Source organism: Actibacterium naphthalenivorans (genome assembly GCF_014196965.1).
GTDB classification, from domain to species: Bacteria; Pseudomonadota; Alphaproteobacteria; order Rhodobacterales; family Rhodobacteraceae; genus Actibacterium_A; species Actibacterium_A naphthalenivorans.
The window spans coordinates 637,748-655,740 of record NZ_JACIEQ010000001.1 but is presented as its reverse complement, the minus strand read 5'-3'; the positions used below and the strand labels follow the sequence as shown (position 1 = coordinate 655,740).

Here is a 17,993-nt window from a genome sequence, read left to right as displayed (position 1 = left end):
CTGGCCATGATCTACGATATCCGCATGGAAATCGAATACAGCTACGATCGGCCCGCCGCGTCGGGGCGCAACCTGCTGCGCCTGATGCCTGCCGATCTGCCCCTTGAACAGCGGCTGATCGCGGGCAGTCTGACGATCGAACCGCAGCCGCGTGAATGGCTGGGCGGGAGCGATTTCTTTCAGAACGTGACCAACGAGGTGGTGTTCGACACCCCGCACAAGACCACCCTGTTTTCGGTGCAGGCGCGGGTCGAGCGGATGCTGCGGGGCGGGTGGCTCGATATGTCGCCGCGGCTGGATCTGCTTGAACGCGAAGTCGCCGATTACCGCGAGTTGGATCCATGGGCGCCGCATCATTTCCTGGGGACGTCGCCGCGCATCGCCTTTGATCCGGAGATGGAGGCCTATGGCATCGAGGCCACCGCCAACGCGGCCACCGCCTTTGACGCGGTCGAGGCGCTCGGGCAGGCGCTGCACCGTGACATGACATTCGACGCGGAGGCGACCACCGTCGATACGCCCGCCTCCGAGGCTTTCGCCAACCGCCACGGCGTCTGTCAGGATTTCACCCATATCATGATCACCTGCCTGCGCAGCCTGGGCATGCCCGCCGGATATGTCAGCGGCTTTCTGCGGACGGTCCCGCCCGAAGGGCAGCCCCGGCTGGAAGGCGCGGATGCGATGCATGCCTGGGTGCGGGCCTGGTGCGGCCATGAAATGGGCTGGGTCGAATACGATCCCACGAACGCCGTTCACGTTTCGATGGATCACGTGGTGATCGCCCGCGGGCGCGACTATTCCGACGTGGCCCCGGTGAAGGGGGTTTCGCGGTCGTCGGGGGCGCATACCACGCGGCAGTCGGTCGACGTGGACGTGCTGGATTAAGGATCACGGCGCAGCGGCGGTCACTTCGACCTCCACCAGAAATTCGGGCCGGGTGAAGCCCGAGACGATCACAAGGGTCGAGGCTGGCGGCTGCGCGACATCCGCCAGCCAGGCATCACGCGCCTGCATGTAGCCCGACATATGCGCCCGGTCGGTGACGAAGGCGTTGATGCGGATGGTATCGGCGGGCGCCATGCCGGCCTCGGCCAGAATGGCGGTGATATTCGCGAAACACTGCGTGGCCTGTTCGGCCGCCGTCTTTGCCACGGTATCATCCGCGCGCACGCCAAGCTGGCCGGAGGTGACCACCAGCCGCGCCCCGGCCGGAACCTCTATGCCATGGGCGTAACGGGCGAACGGGGCGCGGATGGATGTGGGGGTCAGCGGGCGCATGGCGGCCTCCTTCAGCGAGCGGCGAGTGTTTCGGAAATGAGCGTGGCGCTTCGGAAATTTCCGCGCAAATGACCTTGGGGCGCAAAAGCGGGAATGACGGAAATATATGCGAATCTTCTGGAAACATGCCGCATTAATGTGCAATTTTCCGAAACACACAGGGTTCGTGCTCTGCGGTCTGGAACCTGCGCACCGACTGCTTCTAGCGTCGGCTCGCACATATATTTACGGAGGCTCCCATGATCCTGAAACGCGCGGCCGCAACCGCTGCCATGGCGCTTGCGGCGACATCCGCCGTGGCGCTGGAAAAAGTATCTTTCGGCACCAACTGGGTGCCGGAAGCCGAGCATGGCGGCTATTATCAGGCCGTCGCCGACGGGACCTATGAGGCCTGCGGCCTGGACGTGACCATCGTGCCCGGCGGCCCGCAGGTGAACAACCGCGCGCTGCTGATGGCGGGCAAGCTCGACTTCAACATGGCCGGCAACCTTCTGCTGCCGTTCAACGCGATCGAGCAGGGGATTCCGCTGAAGGTGGTGGCCGCGCATTTCCAGAAAGAGCCGCAGGTGATCCTGACCCATCCGGGCAAGGTCAGCAGCTTCGAGGATCTCAAGACGCTCGACAAGCTGTTCATCGGGGATGCCGGCTATCAGTCTTATTACCAGTGGATGATCAACGAATACGGGTTCGCGCCCGAAACGCGCGTGCCCTACACGTTCAACCCCGCGCCGTTCATCGCCGATGAAAACTCGGGCCAGCAGGGCTACGTGACGTCGGAGCCCTTCGCCGTCGAGCGCGAGGGCGGGTTCAAGCCCGATGTCTTCGTGATCGCCGATGCCGGGTTCGACACCTATGCCACGCTGGTCGAGACCATGCAGAGCACCATCGACGAAAAGCCCGAAGTGGTGAAGTGCTTTGTCGAAGGCTCGTCGATCGGCTGGGCCAACTACCTCTATGGCGATCCGTCGGCGGGCAATGCGCTGATCCAGTCGCAGAACCCCGAAATGAGCGACGAGCAGATCGCGTTTTCGATCGAGGCGATGAAGGAATACGGCATCGTCGACAGCGGCACCTCGCTGGAGATGGGCATCGGGGCGATGACGGCCGAAACCATCGAGGGCTTCTACGACAAGATGGTCGCGGCCGGTGTCGTGGCGCCGGGGCTGGATCTGTCGAAGGTCTATAGCCTCGAGTTTTCCAACACCGGCGTGGCGCTGCCGGTGAAAAAGAAGCTGATGGGCGAATAAGCGTGCATCAAGTGCAACAGGGCGCGGCGGCCGGGGTCGCCGCGCAAACACAGAGCCGCATCCTTTCGGTTGCCAATGTCACCAAGGTTTTCAACGGCGATCTTGTCGCGCTGAGCGGCATGTCGCTTGATGTGAACCGGGGGGATTTCGTATCACTGCTCGGCCCCTCGGGCTGCGGCAAATCCACCGCGCTGCGGCTGATTTCCGGGCTCATGCACCCGACCTCCGGCGCGATCCGCTGGGACGGGGGCAAGGGGCAGGGCGATCTGGGCGTGGTGTTTCAGGAACCCACGCTGATGCCCTGGGCCACGGTGGCGCAAAACGTGTGGCTGCCGTTCCGGCTGCGCGGCAAGACCTATAATGCGGTGAAGGACGAGGTGCTGGAGACCCTGCGGCTGGTCGGGCTGGAGAAGTTTCTCAACGCCTATCCGCGCGAGCTTTCGGGGGGCATGAAGATGCGCGTCGCCATCGCCCGCGCGCTGGTGACCCGGCCCCGGCTGATCCTGATGGATGAACCCTTTGCCGCGCTTGACGAGATCACCCGCCACAAGCTGAACAACGACCTGCTTGACCTGAAGGCCAAGATCGGCTGCACCATCATCTTCGTCACCCATTCGGTGTTTGAATCGGTTTTCCTGTCGAACCGCATCGTGGTGATGGCGGCGCGGCCGGGCCGGGTGATCCATGAGCTGACGGTGGATCAGGGCTATCCGCGCGACGAGGAGTACCGCACCTCGCCCGAATATGCCGCCTATTGCCGCTCGGCCAGCGCGGCGCTGCACGACGCCATCGGAGAGCACGCATGACCCTTGCCGAACCCGCCGAACAGGCCGTGACGCAGATCGTCGATGCGGAAGAGCTGCGCCGTGCCCGCGCCCGCCGGCGCGAGAAAATCGGCAAATGGGTCTTGCCCACGATCGTGGTCATTCTGACCCTGTATTTCTGGGACAGGATCTGTGTCTGGAACGAGATCCCGCATTACATCCTGCCCCGCCCCGGACTTGTGTTCCAGACCCTGATCAACGATTGGCCGATCCTGTTCGACGCCCTGCTGGTGACGCTGCAGATCACGCTGATGGCGTTGACCGTGGCGGTGCTGGGCGGGGTCGGCCTTGCGGTGCTGTTCACGCAGAGCAAGTTCATCGAGATGTCGTTCTTCCCCTATGCGGTGATCCTTCAGGTCACGCCGATCGTGTCGATCGCGCCGCTGATCTTCATCTATGTCGACAGCAAGATCGCGGGGCTGCTGCTCTGCGCGTGGATCGTGGCTTTCTTCCCGATCCTGTCGAACACCACGCTGGGGCTGAACTCGGCCGACCATAACCTGCGCGATCTGTTCAAGATCTACGGCGCCACGCGCTGGCAGCGGCTGCGGTTTCTGCAACTGCCCTCGGCGCTGCCCTATTTTCTGGGCGGGCTGCGCATCGCCGGCGGGCTGGCGCTGATCGGGTCGGTGGTGGCGGAATACGTGGCGGGCACCGGCGGCATCGGATCGGGCCTGGCCTTTACCATTCTGGAGGCGGGTTACCGGCTGAACATCCCGCGCATGTTCGCGGCGCTGTTCCTGATCGCGGCCACGGGGGTTGCGATTTTCGCCGGCCTGTCATTCCTGAGCCATATGCTGCTGCGCAAATGGCATGAAAGTGCACTCAAACGGGAGACTTGATGGATTTTAGCGTTCTGCCCAGCGGCGCGTTGACTCTGAAAAACCTGCGAACACCTGCCTGCCTGCTTGCGCAAGACGGCGATCTTACATCCATCGAGCTGACCATAGAGAACGGCCATATCACCTCGGGCAAGGGCACCGAGGTGGATATGGGCGGCGCGATGGTATTTCCCACCTTCACCGATATGCACACCCATCTGGACAAGGGGCATATCTGGGGCAGGGCCCCGAACCGCGATGGCACCTTCACGGGCGCGCTCGATACCGTGGCGGCGGATCGCGCGGCCAACTGGTCGGCCGAAGATGTGCGCCGGCGCATGGCGTTTTCGCTGCGCTGCGCCTTTGCCCATGGCACCTCGGCGATCCGTACACATCTCGACAGCCTGCCGCCGCAGGACGAGATCAGTTTCCCGGTGTTCCGCGAAATGCGCGCCGAATGGGCCGGGCTGATCGATCTTCAGGCCGCCTGCCTGGTGGCGATCGACAACGTGTCCGAAGATGGCCCCTATGCCCGCACCGCCGATATCGTGGCCGAAAGCGGCGGGGTGCTGGGCATGGTGGCCTTCCCCGTGCCCGACCTCAGAGAGCGGGTGCGCGCCTTTTTCCGCATGGCCGATGCGCGCGGGCTGGAAACCGACATGCATGTCGACGAATCCGTGGACCCGACCGTGGCCACCCTCCGGGTGATCGCCGAGACCAAGCTGGAAATGGGCGTCGAGATGCCGCTGACCGTGGGCCATTGCTGTTCGCTGTCGGTGCAGGACGAGGCCGAGGCGATGCAGACGCTGGATCTGCTCGCGAAGGCCGGGATCAACGTGGTCAGCTTGCCGATGTGCAACATGTACCTGCAGGATCGGCACGCCCACCGCACCCCGCGCCTGCGCGGCGTGACGCTGGTGCATGAGATGCGGGCGCGCGGCATCAACGTCAGCTTCGCGTCGGACAACACGCGCGATCCGTTCTATGCCTATGGCGACTTGGACATGATCGAGGTGATGCGCCAGGCCACGCGCATCGCCCATCTGGACCATACCGGCACCGACTGGCCCCATGCGTTTCTGACCAACCCGGCGCGGGCCTGCGGGTTCGCCGCGCCCTCGCTCGCGCCTGGCGCGCCGGCCGATCTGGTGATCTGCAAGGCCCGCAGCTGGACCGAGCTTTTCGCCCGCCCGCAATCGGACCGCATCGTACTGCGCGCCGGGCAGGCGATCGACCGGGCGCTGCCCGATTATGCCGAACTTGACGATCTGATGAGGTAACCCATGACCCCCGATGTTGCTGCCGCCAAACAGGCGCTGTCTCATATAGAGATGGATGAAAACCCGGCCACGATCCGGTCGAAAAGCCGGGATTTCTTTTGGTATTCGCCGATGCTCAAGGCGCGGCTGGATCATGTTCAGGCGGATTTCGTGGTGAACCCGAAATCCGAAGCCGAGGTGATCGAGGTGTTGAAAACCTGCTATGCCCATGATGTGCCGGTCACGGTGCGCGGGGCGGGTACTGGCAATTACGGGCAGGCGATGCCGCTGGCCGGTGGCTGCGTGATGCATATGAAGAACTTCGCGCAGGTGAAGGAAATTCACCCCGGCCGGGTGATCGTGGAACCCGGCTGTATCATCAAGGATCTGGATGCCGCCACCCGCGCCCATTCGGGGCAGGAGGTGCGGATGATGCCCTCCACCGCCAACACAGCCACCATCGGCGGTTTCGTCGCCGGCGGCTCCGGCGGGGTTGGCTCTGTCAAATGGGGGGCGCTGCGCGATCTGGGCAACATCATCCGTCTGCGCGTGATCACCATGGAGGCGGAGCCGCGCGTGCTGGAGTTTCGCGGCGAAGAGCTGGCCCGCGTTTCCCACGCCTACGGCACCAACGGGATCATAACCGAGATCGAGATGCCGCTGGCGCCGGCCTATGACTGGGTGGATATGTTCGTGGCGTTCGACAGTTTCCCCGAGGCCGCGCAATATGCCTGCGATCTGGCCAATGAGGATGGTATCGTGCTGAAGCTCGCCTCGGTCTACGAGGCGCCGATGGCGCATTCCTATTTCCAGCGGGTGAAGGAGCATGTGACCGAAACCGATACGCTGGTCGGCCTGATGGTGGCGCCGCATTCGATGGATGGGTTCGAAACCTTCACCGCGCGGCGGCCCGGGGCGCGGATCATCTTTCGCTCCGACGCGAACGACTGGCCGCGCGATCCCGGCCCGGTGTTCGAATTCGGCTGGAACCACACCACCCTGCGCGCTCTGAAGTTCGACCCGAAGATCACTTATCTGCAGGTCCGCTACCAGTTTCCGAAGCATCTGGAGCTTGTCGAAAAGGTGCGCGCGACCTTCGGCGCGGAGGTGCTGCAGCATCTTGAAGTTCTGCGCGAGGGCGGCAAGGTTTGTTTCGCGGGGCTGCCGCTGGTCAGCTATACCAGCGACGAACGGCTGGAAGAGATCGTTCGGATGCACGAAGACATGGGCTGCATGATCTTCAACCCGCATCGCTATACGCTGGAAGAGGGCGGGCGGCAGTCTGCCGATGCCCGCCAGCTTGCCTTCAAGCGCGAGGCCGATCCCAAGGGCCTGCTGAACCCCGGCAAGATGATCACGTGGGACGATCCCGATTGGGCCTATGACCGGATCTATGATTATCCCGGCATGTTGCAGGTGGAACCATGACCCGCGCGCTGATCCTTTATGCCCATCCCTGCCCGGAAAGCTTCAACGCCGCCGTGCATCGGGTGGTGGTCGAAACGCTCGAGGCGCGCGGCTGGCAGGTGGATGATTGCGATCTGAACAAGGAGGGCTTTTCCCCCGTTCTGACCGAGGCGGAGCGGCGCGGCTATCACGACGAGCCGGAAAATATCGAACCGGTGCGCGCCTATGTCGAACGGCTGCGCGCGGCCGAGGCGCTGGTGCTGGTGTTCCCGGTCTGGAACTTCGGATATCCGGCCATTCTGAAGGGCTTTCTCGATCGGGTGTTCCTGCCCGGCGTGTCCTTCAAGCTGGTCGATGGCAAGGTGAAACCGAACCTGACCCATATTCGCAAGCTGGCGGCCTGCACCACCTATGGCGGCACCCGCACCCGCGCCTTTCTGGCCGGCGATCCGCCGCGCAAAACGGTTACACGGGCGATCTGGCATGTCTGCCGGCCCGAAAAGATGCGCTACACCGCGCTGTATGATCTGAACCGTGCGGATGACGCCGCGCGGGCAAGGCATCTGGCGCGGGTCAAACGGGAAATGGAGGCTTTGTGAGATGCATGCGCTGGTGATCTATTGCCACCCCCGGCCCGAGAGCTTTACCGCCGCCGTGCGCGACGTGGTGCTGGACCGGCTGCGCGCGGCGGGGGCGGAGGTGCGGCTTGTCGATCTTTACGCGCGCGGCTTTCAGCCCGCGCTGACCGCGGCCGAGCATGAAGGCTATGAGGATTGCCCGGCCAACCGGGCGCCGGTGGAGCAGGATTGCGCCGATCTGGAATGGGCCGATGCGCTGATCTTCGTCTATCCGACATGGTGGTACGGCCTTCCGGCGATGCTGAAGGGCTGGCTCGACCGCGCATTCCTGCCCGATGTCGCCTTCATCATGCCGCGGGCCGAGGGCCAGACGATCCGCCCCGGCCTGACCCATATCACCCGGCTGGGCGTCTTCACCACCTGCGGCGCCAGCCGGTTGCTGACATGGTTCGTCGGCGCGCCGGGGCGGCGGACCCTGATGCGCGGGATCGGGGTGATCCTTGCCCGGCGGCGGCGCACCGCCTTCGCGGCGCATTACCTGATGGACAGTTCCACCGCCGAAAGCCGCGCGAAACACCTGGCGCTGGTGGCCCGCAGGATGGATCGGCTGATTGCCGCCCGCGCTCCGCGCCCGGCCCCGCGAGGGGAGATGCCCGCATGATTCCCGTGCTCGATTGGCAGCGCTTTGCGGGCGGAACCGACCGGGCGGGCTTTGTGGGCGATCTGGGTCGCGCCTGCCGGCATACCGGGTTTTTCCTGCTGTCGGGGCACGGGGTGGCGCAGGCGCTGATCGACGGTGTGTTCGCGCAGGCGGATGCGTTTTTCGCCCTGTCGCCCGAGGCCAAGGCGCCGCTGGATATCCGGCGCAACCCGCACAACCGGGGGTGGGTCGCCACCGGATCGGAGTCGCTGGATGAAACCAGCGGCCAGATGGACCGGAAAGAGGCGTTCAACATCGGGCTGGATCTGCCCGCCGACGATCCGCGCGTGCTGGCCGGCGAGCCCTTCCGGGGCGTCAACGTCTGGCCCGGCCTGCCCGGTTTCCGCGACACGATGCTGGCCTATTACGATGCGGTCCGCGCCCTGGGCGTGGCGCTGCACGGTGCGTTCGAGCAGGAACTCGGGCTCGAACCCGGCTTCTTCGCGCCGCAGTTCAGCGCGCCGATGGCAACGCTGCGTGTGCTGCATTACCCGCCGGCGGCGGGCGGCATCGGGGCGGGGGCGCATAGCGATTACGGCTCGGTCACGCTGTTGCTGACCGATGGCGTGGCCGGGCTTCAGGTCAAGCCGCGCGGCGGCGACTGGGTGGATGTACCGCATGTGCCCGGCGCCTTTGTCGTCAATATCGGCGATTGCCTGATGCGCTGGACCAATGACATCTACATCTCGACCCCGCACCGGGTGCTGCCGCCGCAGAGGCAGCGCCGTTCGATCGCCTTCTTTCTGGATCCCGACCCCGACAGCGTGATCGCCGCCCTGCCGGGCACGGGGGCCGCCAAATACCCGCCCATCACCGGTGCCGACTATCTGCGCGCGCGCCTTGACGCCACCTATCGCCCGGAGCCTTCCGCATGAGACGCCTTGACTGGGCCCAGCACCGCACCACCGAATTCGCCGGCATGGATCCGGCGACCACCATCGCCATTCTGCCCACGGCGGCGATCGAACAGCACGGGCCGCACCTGCCCACGGGCACCGATACGATGATCGCCGAGGGGATGCTGGCGCAGCTGCGTTCCACCTGCCCGGAGGATCTGAACATCCTGATCCTGCCGGTGCAGGCGGTGGGCAAGTCGAATGAACATCTCCACGCCCCCGGCACCCTGACGCTGAGCGCAGAAAACGCGCTGCGGGTGTGGACGGATATCGGTCTTTCGGTGGCGCGCGCGGGGCTGCGCAAGCTGGTGATCGTCAACAGCCACGGCGGCAATCTCGATCTGATCTCGATCCTGTCGCGTGAGCTGCGGGTGCAGGCGGGGATGCTGGCGGTGAAATGCCAATGGGGCGCCTTCGGCCACCCCGAGGGGATGTATTCGACGCATGAGCGCGCCTTCGGCATTCATGGTGGCGATGTGGAAACCTCACTGATGCTGGCGTTCCGCCCCGAAGCCGTGGACATGGCCGAGGCGCGGAATTTCGCCTCCAGCGCCGAGGGCGCGCCGATCTCGCCCATCGGGCCGGTGTCATATGGCTGGGTGTCGAGCGATCTGAACCCGGCGGGCACGGTCGGTGATGCCTCGCTGGCCACGGCGGCCAAGGGCCGCGAGACCTGCGCGCATCAGGTGGCGGGGTTCGTCGAATTGCTGCGCAAGGTACGTGACCTGCCGCTGGACGGGTTCGCGCCGACCGCCCGCTAAAGCGGCAGGGCTGCTTATGGCGTGGTCAAAGCGCCTGTTCGGGCGGGGCGCAAACGCGGGCGCGCTTGGCCCGACAGCAGCGCGATGCTATTCTGGCTTTCGAGTAGAAGCAGGAGGCGCGGCAGCGTCAGACATTGCTCATTGGTTTAACCCAGCCGCAAGGCGAACCGATGCGCATGCTTCCGGGCCACCCCGCACGCATTCCGTTCCGCCCCGGCACCCATGATGGAGATGGCCATGAGCTATGCGATGAAGGAACTGAACCAGGAGGCCCGGATCGGCGGCAAGGGCGTGGAGGTGCATCGCGATACCCCGCGCATCGACATGTCGGATTTTTATGCCCGCAAACCGGAGATCACCGAGGCGCTATGGCGCGCGGCGACCGAAATCGGGTTTTTCCAGCTTGAAAACCACGGCATTCCGCAAGGCCTGATCGACGATGCCTTTGCCATGTCCGAAGGGTTCTTCGGGCTGGAGGGTGCGACCAAGGCGCAATATCCGCTGAAGCCGGGCACCAACGCGGGCTGGGAATACAAGGCCCAGGTGCGCCCCTCCACCGGGACGGCGGATCAGAAGGAAAGCTATCAGATCACCCTGCCGCGCATGTCGGGCCTGTGGCCCACCGGCGCGGAGCTGCCGGGGTTCAAGGCGACGATGCTGGCCTTCGAGCGGGAAAACTGGGCGCTCGGCATGAAGGTGCTTTCGTGTTTTGCCGACAAGCTGGGTTTTGGCCCGGATTTCTTCACCGAAGGGCATGACCCGTTGGTGCCCGAGTATCAATCCACCCTGCGGCTGATCCATTATCTGGAGATGGAGGGCGCCAAGCCCGAGGATTTCGAATTCTGGCGCGCCGGCGCCCATACTGATTTCGATTGTCTGACCCTTCTGCATCAGCGCGAAGGGCAGGGCGGGCTGCAGCTGTGCCCCGGCAAGGAAGCGGACGAACTGGCCTGGACAGACGTGCCGCCGCTGCCCGGTATCGTGACCTGCAATATCGGCGACATGCTGATGCGCTGGAGCGATGACACGCTGCTGTCGACCCTGCACCGGGTGCGGATGCCGAAACCGGGCGAATACATGGGGCCGCGCTATTCCATCGCGTTCTTCTGCCAGGGCAATACCGACACGGTGATCGAAGGGCCGCAAAAGCGCTACGCGCCGATCACGGCGAAGGATTACATCCTTCAGAGGCTGGGCGCGAATTTCAAAGCGTAGCGGCGGCGGCCTCAGGCCTGCAGAAACCGCAGCCCGTCGGCGGCCACATGGGCCGCCGTCAGGCGCCCGGTGGCGTAGGCGCCGGTGTCTATCGAAATGCGGCCCGCCACGGCCACGGGATCGTCAACCATCGTATGGCCGTGAACGATCCAGATTCCGTCGGCGCGGGCACGTTTTGCAAAATCGGGATGCCCCCAGATCAGCGTTTCGGGCGTCTGCACATCCAGCGGCAGGGCGGGGTCGGCCCCGGCGTGCACCACCGCCACATTGCCGCTTTGCCAACGCGTGGGCAGCGCGCGCAGCCAGCGTTCCAGCGGTTCGCCCATCGCCGCGCGCAGCCTGTCACGCGCGTCCGTCAACTCGTCGGCGCTGCTGCTTTCGGTGACATTGCCGATGCCGAAGCTCGCCATCGTCTGCAGCCCGCCGTTGCGCAGCCAGCGCGCGCCGTTTTCGGCGGGCATGTCAAGAAACCGGATCAGCATATCCTCGTGATTGCCCATCAGGCAGGTGATGCCCGGGCCAAGCGCCATCAGCCGGCGCAGCACCCCGGCGCTGTCTTCGCCCCGGTCGATATAGTCGCCCACACAGATGATGGGCCCGGTCGATTGCGCATGGGCGATCTTGTCCAGCAGCCGCGCGAGAAGGTCGTCGCGCCCGTGGATGTCGCCGATGGCGAAGAAGGCCGCATCCGGCGCGGGCGGGGGCATCCCAACGCTCTCCTTCTGGGCGGACAGCGCGGAAAACAAGCGGTTCAGCAGGCTCATGACACAGTCATATGGTAGCGGAACGGCCCGTGTCCATGGGCGGGGCGGGCGTCATCGCGCCTCGGTCACAAGCGCGCGGATTTCATCGACCCGCCGGGCCAGAAGCGCCCTGTCGCCCGCCGTTTCCACGTTCAGGCGCAGCAGCGGCTCGGTGTTCGATTTGCGCAGGTTCACGCGCCAGTCGGTGAACTCCAGGCTCAGCCCGTCCAGCCGGTCGACGGTGCGGGCCTCGGGGGTATAGCGCGCATCCACCGCCGCCATCGCGGCACCCGGATCATCCAGCCGGAAATTGATCTCGCCGGACGAGGGGAAGCGGCTTTTCATTTCGGCGATCAGGGCGGAGAGGGGGCGGCCGGTGCTGGCCATATGCTCGACCACCAGAAGCCATGGGATCATGCCGCTGTCGCAATACATGAAGTTGCGGAAATAGTGATGCGCCGACATCTCGCCGCCATAGGCCGCATCGACGCGGCGCATGGTGGCCTTCACGAACGCATGGCCGGTTTTGGAAACCACCGCCTCGCCGCCCATGTCGGCGACAATGCTGCGCGTGTTCCAGACGACGCGGGGATCATGGACGATCTTCGCGCCCGGCTCCTTTTCCAGAAAGGCGGTGGCAAGAAGGCCGACGATATATTCGCCGTCGATGAAGGTGCCGGTTTCATCGAAGAGAAAGCAACGGTCGAAATCGCCATCCCAGGCGACACCGATATCGGCGCCGCTTTCGCGCACCGCGTCGCCGGTGACCGGCTGGTTCTCGGGCAGCAGCGGGTTGGGGATGCCGTTGGGAAAGCTGCCGTCGGGCGTGTGGTGCAGCCGCACGAACTCCAGCGGTGCGCCGGCGGCGGCCAGCGCATCGGCCAGCGCATCGAACGTGGGGCCGGCGGCGCCGTTGCCGGCATTCACCAGAACCTTCAGCGGGCGCAGCCTGGCCGGATCGATGAACGACAGAACGCGCGCGGCATAGGCACCGCGCGGATTGTCCTGCCGCAGGCTGCCGCGCTTTTCGGCCACGGGGCCGAACTTGTCGGCAGCGGCGAGATCGTGGATGGCTTGCAGCCCGTCGGCGCTGGAAATCGGGCGCGAACCGGACTGGACCATCTTGATGCCGTTGAAGTTGATCGGGTTGTGCGAAGCGGTGACCGTCAGCCCGCCGCCCGCATTGAAATGGGTCGTGGCGAAATAGACCTCTTCGGTGCCGCACAGGCCCAGGTCGATCACATCGACGCCTTCGTCGCGCAGCCCTTCGACCAGCGCATCCTGCAGCTCGGCACTGCTGGCGCGGCAATCACGCCCCACGACAACGCTGCCCGGAACCATCGCGCGGGCAAAGCCCCGGCCGATCCGATAGGCGATGCCAGCATCGAAATCGACACCAAGCTCTCCGCGAACGTCATAGCTTTTGAAACAGGTGAGCCTGGGCAATGTCATACCTCCCGGTGGCAGAAAAGCAGATCGGAGCGAGGCGCCGCCGCGCCCTGACATCCGGGTTCAGTTCCGCGCATAGACGTCTTCGTAGCGGATGATATCGTCTTCGCCCAGATAGGAGCCGGTCTGCACCTCGATCAGCACCATCGGCACCTTGCCGGGGTTCTCCATCCGGTGGATCGCGCCCAGCGGGATATAGACCGACTGGTTCTCGGTCACCAGCGTGACCTCATCGTCGATGGTGACCTTGGCGGTGCCTTCCACCACGATCCAGTGCTCGGACCGGTGAACATGGCTTTGCAGGCTCAGGGCGGCGCCGGGGTGTACGACGATCCGCTTGACCTGAAACCGGTTGCCGACAACCAGGCTTTCGAACCAGCCCCAGGGGCGGTGATCGCGCGGGAACTGTTCGGCCTGTTTCGCCGCCTTGCCCTTGAGCGCCGAGACGGCCAGCTTGACGTCCTGCGCGCGGCTCATGTCGGCGACAAGCACGGCATCGGGCATGGCAACGGCCATGATGTTTTCCAGCCCGATCCCGACAAGCTCCAGCGTATCGGATTCCGAGCGCAGCAGGGTGTTGTGACAATCGATCGCGGTGGATTCGCCGCTGGTGGCGACGCCTTCGCCATCCGGGCCGGTTTCGCGCCAGACCGCATCCCAGCCGCCCAGATCCGACCAGGCGCTTGAAAAGGGAACGACGGAGAGGTTCTTGGCCTTTTCCATCACCGCGTAGTCGATCGAAATATCCTCGGCCTGCGACCATGCGTCGGGGGCGAGACGCAGAAAGCCCAGATCGGCCTTCGCGCTGTCCACAGCGGCCCCGACCGGACCGATCAGGCCAGCGGCATGGGCCTTGAAGGCGGCCACGATATCACGCGCGGAAAACAGGAAGATGCCGGCGTTCCACAGGAAGTTCCCGGCGGCCAGCATCGCGGCGGCCTTGTCGGCATCCGGCTTTTCCACGAAACGGCCCAGGCTGACGGGAGCGCCCGACCCGTCCGGCGCGGCGCTCAGCTCCAGATAGCCATAGCCGGTTTCGGCGCGGTCGGGGGAGATGCCGAAGGTGACCAGATCGCCGCGTTTCACCGCCTCGAGCCCCGCGGTCACGGCGGTATGAAAGGCGGCGACATCGGGCACCACATGATCGGAGGGCGCGACCAGCATCACCGCATCGGGATCGGATTTCATCAGATGCAGCGCCGCCGCCAGAACCGCCGGCGCGGTGTTGCGCCCCTGCGGTTCGATCAGGATGGCGCCGGGGTCGATGCCGATTTCGGAAAGCTGTTCGGTCACGATGAAGCGGAAATCGGAATTCGTAAGAACCATCGGCGGGGTGAAGGATAATTGCGCGTCCTGCCCGGCCAGTCTGCGGGCAGAGGCCTGAAACAGCGTTTCCTGGCCCAACAGCCGGGCGAATTGTTTGGGATAACTCTTGCGCGACAGGGGCCACAAACGCGTGCCGGAGCCGCCACAAAGAAGAACCGGAGTTAGCTGCAATTACCTAGTCCCTATCGAATTTTACGGTCACGTGAAAAATTAGTAGGCAGAGTTTGTGACGGTCTCAAGGCTGTTTGTAGACGGGGGTGGGCCCTTGGCCGCCGCCGCTCATCTTTCCTGCGCCGCGCCGTAATATTCGCGGTACCACTCCACGAACCGCGCCATTCCCTCACGCACGGTGGTTTTCGGGGCATAGCCTGTCAGCTTTTTCAGCAACTCGGCATTCGCCCAGGTCGCGGGCACGTCGCCGGGCTGAATCGGCATCAGGTTGCATTTGGCCTTGCGTCCGGTCGCCTCTTCGATTGCCGCGATGAAATCGGTCAGTTGTACCGCGTCGGAATTGCCGATGTTGATCACCCGCCAGGGCGCGACCGGCGACAGGCTGTCGCCCGGTTCGGGGTGTTCGCCCATCGCGGGCCGGCGCGGCACCGTGTCGATCAGCAGGCGAATGCCTTCGACCAGATCCTCGACATAGGTGAAATCGCGCTTCATGTCACCGTAGTTATATACGTCGATCTTCCGGCCTTCGAGGATGGCGCTGGTGAACTTGTAGGGCGCCATGTCGGGGCGGCCCCAGGGGCCGTAGACGGTGAAGAAGCGGAACATCGTCACCGGCAGATCGAACAGATGCGCATAGGAATGCGCCATAGATTCCGTTGCCTTCTTGGTCGCGGCGTAGAATGACATCTGGTGATCGGCCTTGTCGGTCTCGGTATAGGGCATGTCGGTGTTGGCGCCGTAGACCGAAGAGGTGGAGGCCAGAAGCATATGCGCCGGCGGAAAGGCCCGCGCGGCTTCGAGCAGGTCGAACGTGCCGGTGATGTTCGATTCCAGATAGGCGCGGGGGGCCTCTATCGAATAGCGCACCCCGGCCTGCGCGGCCAGATGGATGACCACCTCGGGGCGGTGGGTTTCGAACAGCCCGAGCAACAGCCCCGGCTCCTCGACCCGGCCGATGACGGCCTGGAAGCCCGGGTAGTGCATCAGCATGTCGTGCCGCCGCTGCTTGAGCGCGACATCGTAGTAATCCGTCATCGCATCAAGGCCGATCACGCGGAACCCGTCGTCCAGCAGCCGCTTGGCGGTGTAATAGCCGATGAAACCGGCCGATCCCGTTACCAGTGCCGTACGCATGTCGTCTTCCTCGCTGGCCGTGCCGCCATCGTGCCGGCGGAACCTCAGGTCGCGCGGGGCAGAGCCGCCCCGGCGCAGGGTTTTTCTACGGTTCGTGCGCCACGGGTGCAATGCCGACATGGGAACCCCGCCGAAACGGCACGCGCGTGATGCGCGGCGGCATCGACCGCGCGATGGTGGTTGAACTGCACGGAATTTGCGCAACCGTGCCGGAAATGCGCAGATCGCCCTTGCGAAGCACAGCGTAACGCCGCAGTAAATGTGATCAGGTTGCGCATTTGTGCAGTTGCAGCGAAACGATGGTTCGAACGGATCAGATAAGCCACATGCCCGATGCCCTCTCCATTGTTGTCGTCGAAAAGGACCGCGAGCGCGCGCTTCTGATCGTCGACAGCCTGCGCGAGGCGGGCGATTTCGACATCTTCGTGATCTCCGAAGAAACCGGGCTGGCCCGCCGCATTTCCGAACGAAACCCCGATGTGGTGCTTGTGGATGTCTCCAACCCGTCGCGCGACATGCTGGAGGAGCTGACGCTGGCCTCCAGCCCGATGGACCGGCCGGTGGCGATGTTCGTCGACCGTTCCGACAACAGCCTGACCAAGGCCGCGATCGAGGCGGGGGTGTCGGCCTATGTGGTCGACGGGATGCGCGCCGACCGGATCAAGCCGATCATGGATGCCGCCATCGCCCGGTTCCACATGTTTCAGCGGATGCGGGTCGAGCTGCAGGCGACCAAACGCGCGCTCGAGGAGCGCAAGGTGATCGACCGGGCAAAAGGGCTGTTGATGAAGGCCAAGGGGATCGACGAGGATGAGGCCTATGCATTGCTGCGCAAGACGGCAATGGATCAGGGGCGCAAGGTGGTGGATGTGGCGCAGGCGCTGGTGACCGCGGCGGGGCTGCTGTCATGAGTACGGTACGCCTGCGCGCGGGGTTCATCCCGCTGGTCGATGCCGCGCCGCTGATCATCGCGCATGAGTTCGGCTTTGCCGAGGAAGAGGGGCTGGCGCTGGATCTGACGGCGGCGCCCTCTTGGTCGACCCTGCGCGACATGCTGGCGCTGGGCCAGATCGAGGCGGCGCATATGCTCTCGCCGGTGCCGGTCGCCATGGCGCTCGGGCTGGGGGGGATGGCCACCCGGTTCGATGCGCTCATGGTGCTGTCGGTCAACGGCAACTCCATCGGCGTGTCACGGGATCTGGCGGCACGGATGCGCGACAATGGTTTCCGCTTCGATTTCGCGGATGCGCATGCGGCGGGCCGCGCCCTGATCGCGGCCTCGGGCGCAAGGCCCCGCATCGGCGTGCCGTTCCCGTTTTCGATGCATGCCGAGCTGCTGTATCACTGGCTGGGGTCGCTGGGCGTGTCGGCACCGCAGGCGCTGCAGGTCAAGACGGTGCCGCCGCCGCTGATGGCCGAGGCGATGGCCGCGGGCGAGATCGACGCGTTTTGCGTGGGCGCCCCGTGGGGGTCGATCGCGGTTGAAACCGGCGTGGGCGAGCTGTTGCTGCCCGGAAAGGCGATCTGGGCCTTCGCGCCGGAAAAGGTGCTGGCCGTCCGCCACGACTGGGCCGAAAGCGAACCGGATCTGACCAGCCGCCTGATGCGCGCGGTCTGGCGCGCCGGGCGCTGGCTGGGGGATGCCAACAACCGCATTACCGTGTCGGAAATCCTGGCGCGTCCCGAATATGTGAATGTCGGCGCCGAGATCATCGAGCGTTCGCTGACCGGCCGTCTGGTCATCTCGCCCCGCGGCGAGGTGCGCGAGACGCCGGGTTTTCTGGAGTTCTTCGCGGGCGCCGCGACCTTTCCCTGGCGCTCGCAGGCGGCGTGGATCGGTGGCCAGCTTGCCGCGCGCACCGGGCTGGATCAGGCCGCTGCCGCCGCTGCGGCGCGCAATGTGTTCCGCAGCGATCTCTATCGCCGCAACCTGCGCGACGTGGGCGCCGAGCTGCCCGGCGCGTCGGAAAAGCTGGAAGGCTCGCTGCACCATCGATCAGCAGTTTCTTCGGAATCCGGTAAGCTGATTCTCGAGCCTGATGCGTTTTTCGATGGCTACATTTTCGATCCATCCGCGTAATAGTGTTCGTTTTTTGCGCATGTGGCGAAAACGCGTGGCGATCGATCGTCTAAATAAAGTCTAAATTGCGAAGCAGGCTCGGGGCCGCCTTGACGTCGGGATGC

At 64.7% G+C, this 17,993-nt stretch carries 18 protein-coding genes; 13 read left to right on the top strand and 5 right to left on the bottom strand.

Annotated features, from left to right (window positions below; translation table 11 throughout):
• Positions 1 to 6 precede the first annotated feature (6 nt).
• Positions 7 to 885 carry a transglutaminase family protein gene (locus tag GGR17_RS03125; protein ID WP_054538125.1) on the top strand — a complete coding sequence of 293 codons (879 nt, stop codon included), beginning with the start codon at positions 7 to 9 and terminating at the stop codon, positions 883 to 885.
• Between the two features lie 3 nt (positions 886 to 888).
• Here GGR17_RS03125 and GGR17_RS03120 read toward each other — a convergent pair whose 3' ends face one another.
• Positions 889 to 1,278, bottom strand: coding sequence for a RidA family protein (locus GGR17_RS03120; RefSeq protein ID WP_054538126.1), 390 nt, complete (start codon positions 1,276 to 1,278; stop codon positions 889 to 891).
• A gap of 239 nt (positions 1,279 to 1,517) precedes the next feature.
• Here GGR17_RS03120 and GGR17_RS03115 point away from each other — a divergent pair, with 239 nt between their 5' ends.
• The 10 genes from GGR17_RS03115 (at position 1,518) to GGR17_RS03070 (ending at position 10,986) form a co-directional block, all read left to right on the top strand.
• Entirely contained in the window at positions 1,518 to 2,525 is a 1,008-nt protein-coding gene (locus GGR17_RS03115; protein ID WP_037204078.1) for an ABC transporter substrate-binding protein, read from the top strand.
• A 2-nt stretch (positions 2,526 to 2,527) separates the two neighbouring features.
• Complete coding sequence (locus tag GGR17_RS03110) at positions 2,528 to 3,331, top strand: ABC transporter ATP-binding protein (RefSeq protein ID WP_082386515.1); 804 nt, start codon at positions 2,528 to 2,530, stop codon at positions 3,329 to 3,331.
• Positions 3,328 to 4,191, top strand: coding sequence for an ABC transporter permease (locus GGR17_RS03105; RefSeq protein WP_054538127.1), 864 nt, complete (start codon positions 3,328 to 3,330; stop codon positions 4,189 to 4,191). The genes GGR17_RS03110 and GGR17_RS03105 overlap by 4 nt, the downstream gene beginning before the upstream one ends.
• A complete protein-coding gene (locus GGR17_RS03100) occupies positions 4,191 to 5,450 on the top strand; it encodes a cytosine deaminase (protein ID WP_054538128.1) in 1,260 nt (419 codons plus the stop codon). Before GGR17_RS03105 ends, GGR17_RS03100 begins: the two co-directional genes overlap by 1 nt.
• 3 nt (positions 5,451 to 5,453) lie before the next feature.
• Complete coding sequence (locus tag GGR17_RS03095; protein ID WP_054538129.1) at positions 5,454 to 6,857, top strand: FAD-binding oxidoreductase; 1,404 nt, start codon at positions 5,454 to 5,456, stop codon at positions 6,855 to 6,857.
• A complete protein-coding gene (locus GGR17_RS03090) occupies positions 6,854 to 7,435 on the top strand; it encodes an NAD(P)H-dependent oxidoreductase (RefSeq protein ID WP_037204072.1) in 582 nt (193 codons plus the stop codon). Before GGR17_RS03095 ends, GGR17_RS03090 begins: the two co-directional genes overlap by 4 nt.
• A 1-nt stretch (position 7,436) precedes the next feature.
• Positions 7,437 to 8,075 carry an NAD(P)H-dependent oxidoreductase gene (locus GGR17_RS03085; RefSeq protein WP_054538130.1) on the top strand — a complete coding sequence of 213 codons (639 nt, stop codon included), beginning with the start codon at positions 7,437 to 7,439 and terminating at the stop codon, positions 8,073 to 8,075.
• On the top strand, positions 8,072 to 8,989 hold the full coding sequence (locus GGR17_RS03080) for an isopenicillin N synthase family dioxygenase (protein ID WP_054538131.1): 918 nt from the start codon (positions 8,072 to 8,074) through the stop codon (positions 8,987 to 8,989). The genes GGR17_RS03085 and GGR17_RS03080 overlap by 4 nt, the downstream gene beginning before the upstream one ends.
• On the top strand, positions 8,986 to 9,771 hold the full coding sequence (locus GGR17_RS03075) for a creatininase family protein (RefSeq protein ID WP_054538132.1): 786 nt from the start codon (positions 8,986 to 8,988) through the stop codon (positions 9,769 to 9,771). Before GGR17_RS03080 ends, GGR17_RS03075 begins: the two co-directional genes overlap by 4 nt.
• 237 nt (positions 9,772 to 10,008) lie before the next feature.
• Positions 10,009 to 10,986 (top strand): isopenicillin N synthase family dioxygenase, encoded by a 978-nt coding sequence (locus GGR17_RS03070; RefSeq protein WP_217621199.1) that lies wholly within the window; start codon positions 10,009 to 10,011, stop codon positions 10,984 to 10,986.
• 11 nt (positions 10,987 to 10,997) lie between these two features.
• Here the strand turns inward: GGR17_RS03070 and GGR17_RS03065 are convergent, their stop codons facing one another.
• The 4 genes from GGR17_RS03065 to GGR17_RS03050 all read right to left on the bottom strand — a co-directional run bounded on the left by GGR17_RS03065 (position 10,998) and on the right by GGR17_RS03050 (position 15,809).
• Positions 10,998 to 11,693, bottom strand: coding sequence for a metallophosphoesterase family protein (locus GGR17_RS03065; protein WP_054540319.1), 696 nt, complete (start codon positions 11,691 to 11,693; stop codon positions 10,998 to 11,000).
• 108 nt (positions 11,694 to 11,801) lie between these two features.
• Positions 11,802 to 13,175 carry a phosphohexomutase domain-containing protein gene (locus GGR17_RS03060; RefSeq protein WP_173585952.1) on the bottom strand — a complete coding sequence of 458 codons (1,374 nt, stop codon included), beginning with the start codon at positions 13,173 to 13,175 and terminating at the stop codon, positions 11,802 to 11,804.
• A gap of 66 nt (positions 13,176 to 13,241) precedes the next feature.
• Complete coding sequence (locus GGR17_RS03055) at positions 13,242 to 14,675, bottom strand: mannose-1-phosphate guanylyltransferase/mannose-6-phosphate isomerase (protein ID WP_054538134.1); 1,434 nt, start codon at positions 14,673 to 14,675, stop codon at positions 13,242 to 13,244.
• A 108-nt stretch (positions 14,676 to 14,783) separates the two neighbouring features.
• Positions 14,784 to 15,809, bottom strand: a complete 1,026-nt coding sequence (locus GGR17_RS03050; protein ID WP_054540320.1) for a GDP-mannose 4,6-dehydratase — start codon at positions 15,807 to 15,809, stop codon at positions 14,784 to 14,786.
• A gap of 326 nt (positions 15,810 to 16,135) precedes the next feature.
• Here GGR17_RS03050 and GGR17_RS03045 point away from each other — a divergent pair, with 326 nt between their 5' ends.
• Both GGR17_RS03045 and GGR17_RS03040 read left to right on the top strand, forming a co-directional pair.
• Entirely contained in the window at positions 16,136 to 16,720 is a 585-nt protein-coding gene (locus GGR17_RS03045) for an ANTAR domain-containing response regulator (protein ID WP_054538135.1), read from the top strand.
• Entirely contained in the window at positions 16,717 to 17,889 is a 1,173-nt protein-coding gene (locus GGR17_RS03040) for an ABC transporter substrate-binding protein (RefSeq protein ID WP_037204050.1), read from the top strand. Before GGR17_RS03045 ends, GGR17_RS03040 begins: the two co-directional genes overlap by 4 nt.
• Positions 17,890 to 17,993 lie beyond the last annotated feature (104 nt).